The following is a 3898-nucleotide window of genomic DNA, read 5'->3' on the forward strand; positions in this document are numbered from 1 at the left end:
GTGCAACTGCACGAGACAGCGTTGGCGGAACGCGTGGTTGGTCGACCAGTCGGTGGTGTCGAAGGCCCGCCGCGCAGCGGCGATCGCTGCGTCCATGTCTTCGGCACCGGCGTCGGCGGCGACGCCGAGGATTTCCTCGGTGGCAGGGTTGAGATTGTCAGCGGTCTTGCCGCCCGCAGACTCACGCAGTTGGCCGTCGATGAACAGGCGCGTCTCGGGGTTGAAGCTGACGGTGGCGGCGGCGATGGGTGAAGCCGTCATTGGCGGTCCCTCTCACAGAAGTGGCGGTGTGGGTTAGTGTACTCATTTATAGATAACTGTTTAGCGGATTCGATCTAGCGACCGAGTCTAGGCACTCATGAAGGGGGAACGGGTTGTCAGCCCCTGTCGACAGCACCTCGGCCGACCTTCGACGAGACGAGTATGTCTCCCAGGTGGCGACGTACCGTCGTGAATTCCGCAACTGGCTCCGCGAGTTGGGCTGGGCTGACGAGTGGCGTTCCGTGCACTTCGACACCGCCGAAGACGAGCTCGCGTACCACGCCACGGTCCTGTCGCGGCTTCACGAGGCCGGCTGGAACCGCTATGGCTGGCCCGAGGCGGTCGGCGGGTTCGGAGGCGCCGAGATCCACCGGGCGGTCTACTTCGAGGAGCTGGCCGCGGCGATGCTGCCCGTGCCCGAGCAACACTGGACGCTCGAGGTCATTGGACCTGCCCTCTACCAGTACGCCCCGGACCTGGCCTCCCGATACTTACCGAACTACCTGAGCGGCGCAGAGTGGTGGGGTCAGTGCTTCTCCGAGCCGGAATCCGGTAGCGATCTCGCCGGCCTGCGGTGCAGGGCGACCGACGACGGCGCCGGTGGCTTCGTGGTCAACGGGCAGAAGATCTGGACCAGCCAGGGCCCGACTGCAACCCGGTTTCTGCTGCTGGCACGCACCGGCACGCCCGAGAGCAGACATCGCGGCCTGAGCACGTTCCTGGTCGATGCCGACACCCCTGGTGTCACCGTCCGGCCGATCGCGTTGGCCAGCGGGCGCCGCGAATTGGCCGAGGTGTTCTTCGACGACGTCCGGGTGCCACACGACCGACTGATCGGCGACGTCGGCGCCGGCTGGGGCGTGGTCATGTACCTGATGCAGTACGAGCGCGGCATGTACGGCTACGCGGTGTTGACCACGGCGCTGACCGAACTGGGCAGACTTCGAGCCGAGATGGCCGTCCACGGTGCATCGTCTGCCAACCGCGAGCGCCTTGCGCAGATCTACGTCGCCGTGGTGGCCGCACAGGCACGCGGCGCGACGACGGTCCGGGCACTGGCCGAAGGCCGAATGGTGGGCCCGGGCAGCAGCATCGACAAGCTGCTCGTCGGCAAGGCCGAGAAGGACATCAACGACCTCATCCTCGACGTGCGACGGGACTGGATGATGGCCGGAACCGCCGGCTCCAAGGAACTCAACGCCGCACGGGCGAAGTGGTGGTACACCCGGGCCGCGACGATCATGGGCGGTAGCGCCGAGGTTCAGCGGGGCATCATCGCCGACCACCTTCTGGGACTGCCCAAGGAGAAGCGGTGACGGGCGCACCCGACGAATCGTGGCCGATGATCGAGGAGGCCGTCTTCCGGCTCTTCGACGAGTTGGCCGCCAAGAATCCCGGCGAACACGTCGCGATCGGACCTCCGCTGAAGGAGCTCGGCTGGTCCGACATCGAAGCCGAGTACCCGGTCGAGGCCTGTGAGTTGCTGTTTCGCGCCCAGGGGCGGTCCTTGCTGAACTCCGACTGCCTCGACAAGGTCATGCTCGCCGAACTGGCCCCGCTCTTGGACGGCCCGGCCGACGGCATCGTGTTGCCAGGCCTCGCCGACGGCTACGCACCCGGTTCCGACGAAGAACGCGTCGACGGCATCGTGATCGGGCCGCTGCCCAGCGTGGGGCGATTGGCCGTGCCGGTATCGGGCCCGGGGGGCACGGTGTCCGTCGGAGTGATCGACGGCGACCGTCTCGATGGCGAGAGGTTGGACACCTTCGACACGTCGGCGTACTGGTCAAGGGTCAGTGGACCGCGGACTGGCGAGCTGGTGGACGCCTCCCTCGAGTGGAATCGCGCGGTTGCCGGTGCCCAGCGGGCTCTGGCCACCGAACTCGTCGCGCTGGCGGACGAGGCTCTGCGGATCGCCGTCGAGCACGTCACCGTCCGGGTCCAGTTCGGGTCACCCATCGGGTCGTTCCAGTCCCCGCGGCACCTGCTCGCCGATGCCTCGGCCGGTCTGGAGGGCACCCGTGCACTGCTGGGCGAGAGCTGGCGGTATGGCGGGGAGCTCTCCGCGTTGGCCGCCAAGGCTGCGGCCGGGCGATCGCACCGGGCAGTGTCCGACGCCGCCCTTCAGGTGTGCGGCGCGATCGGGTTGACCATGGAGCACGACCTGCATCGCTACGTCACGCGCGGCTTCCAGATCGACTCGCTGTGCGGCTCCTACCAGCAACTCGAGGCGCTGCTCGCAGACCGCCTCTTCGACGACTACGCCCCAGGCCGCGCGCTTCCCGCGATCGTCGCCTGGACTGATTAGGGAAGGAACCATGCGCCGCAACATCTTCGACGAGGTCCACGACGACTTCCGCGCCACCGCGCGGACGTTCTTCGAACGCGAATGCGTTCCGAACACCGAGAAGTGGGAAAAGGACGGCAAGGTCAGTCGCGAAGCGTGGCTCGCCGCGGGCGACGCCGGGCTGATCGGCTGGGAGTTCGACGAGAAGTACGGCGGACTCGGTGTCAAGGACTACCGGTTCAATCAGATCATCTCCGAGGAGATGTTCATGACCGGATCGGTCGGCATCGGCCTTGGCGTACAGAACGACATCCTGATGCCGTACATGCAGAACCTCACCAGCAACGAGCAGAAGGACCGCTGGCTGCCCAAGTTCGTCAGCGGGGAGTACATCGGCTCGATCGCGATGTCCGAGCCTGCCGCCGGCTCGGACCTCGGCGGCATCAAGACCACCGCCCGCGACGAAGGCGACCACTGGGTCGTCAACGGCTCCAAGACGTTCATCAGCAACGGACTTCAATCCAAGCTCGTGCTCACCGCCGTCAAGACGGACCCGTCCGAACGTCACAAGGGCATCAGTCTGCTGATGATCGAAGACGGCATGGAGGGCTTCACCCGCGGCCGCAAACTCGACAAGATCGGCCAATACTCCGCCGACACCGCCGAGCTGTTCTTCGAGGACGTCAAGGTGCCGAAGGAGAACCTGATAGGTGACCTCAACCGCGGCTTCTACCATCTGGTCTCCAACCTGCCCAGCGAACGGGTCGGCGTGGCCTGCTACGCGCTGCCGGCCGCACGGAAGGCCTTGGAGCTGACCAAGGCCTACGCGCTTGAGCGCACCGCGTTCGGTCAGCCCATCGGCAAGTTCCAGGTCAACCGCCACTTCCTCGCCGAGATGCAGACCAAGCTCGATGCCGCCCAGACCTACCTCGATCAGTGCGTGCTGTCGGTCAACGACGGAACGCTGAGCGACCAGGACGCTGCCGGGCTCAAGTGGTGGACCTCGGAGGTGCAGTGGGAGATCATCGACCGCTGCCTGCAGATGCACGGCGGTTATGGCTACATCAACGAGTACGAGATCGCCCGACTCTGGCGTGATTCGCGTGTGCAGCGGTTGTACGCCGGGACCACTGAGATCATGAAGGACCTCATGGGACGGGCGATGGGTTACTGAGGATGACCTTGGTCACTGGCAGGCGACCAATCCCAAGATTGGGACGGAGACTGGTTTAACCTGCTAAATAGTTAGTTGTTTTGTTGCGTTTACAGATACCGGTGGAGGTGGTAATGGAGGTCACCTGTCTTCGTGAGCCGAAGTTGGCCGATCGGGTAGCCACGGTGCTGCGGCGG

The 3898-nt window shown here is 65.5% G+C and carries 4 protein-coding genes; 3 read left to right on the forward strand and 1 reads right to left on the reverse strand.

Annotated features, from left to right (window positions below):
• Window positions 1-261 (reverse strand): aldehyde dehydrogenase family protein (locus ACRDUX_RS21460; RefSeq protein ID WP_526416279.1); only part of this gene is annotated, 261 nt, incomplete at its 3' end.
• 113 nt (window positions 262-374) lie between these two features.
• On the opposite strand from ACRDUX_RS21460, the gene ACRDUX_RS21465 reads away from it, so the two are divergent.
• The 3 genes from ACRDUX_RS21465 to ACRDUX_RS21475 are packed head-to-tail and all read left to right on the forward strand — an operon-like array spanning window position 375 to window position 3722.
• On the forward strand, window positions 375-1577 hold the full coding sequence (locus ACRDUX_RS21465) for an acyl-CoA dehydrogenase family protein (protein WP_526416281.1): 1203 nt from the start codon (window positions 375-377) through the stop codon (window positions 1575-1577).
• Window positions 1578-1603: 26 nt separating this feature from the next.
• The gene (locus ACRDUX_RS21470; protein WP_526416285.1) at window positions 1604-2569 is read left to right on the forward strand and encodes an acyl-CoA dehydrogenase family protein; all 966 of its coding nucleotides are present in this window, start codon (window positions 1604-1606) and stop codon (window positions 2567-2569) included.
• Window positions 2570-2579: 10 nt separating this feature from the next.
• Window positions 2580-3722 (forward strand): acyl-CoA dehydrogenase family protein, encoded by a 1143-nt coding sequence (locus tag ACRDUX_RS21475; protein WP_526416283.1) that lies wholly within the window; start codon window positions 2580-2582, stop codon window positions 3720-3722.
• The last annotated feature ends 176 nt before the right edge of the window (window positions 3723-3898 follow it).

This window comes from Mycobacterium sp. (genome assembly GCF_050701675.1).
Lineage (GTDB): Bacteria > Actinomycetota > Actinomycetes > Mycobacteriales > Mycobacteriaceae > Mycobacterium.

Coding starts and splice junctions, on each gene's coding strand:
- ACRDUX_RS21470 (WP_526416285.1), top strand. CDS start 1,604: ATGATCGAGGAGGCCGTCTTCCGGCTCTTCGACGAGTTGGCCGCCAAG.
- ACRDUX_RS21475 (WP_526416283.1), top strand. CDS start 2,580: ATGCGCCGCAACATCTTCGACGAGGTCCACGACGACTTCCGCGCCACC.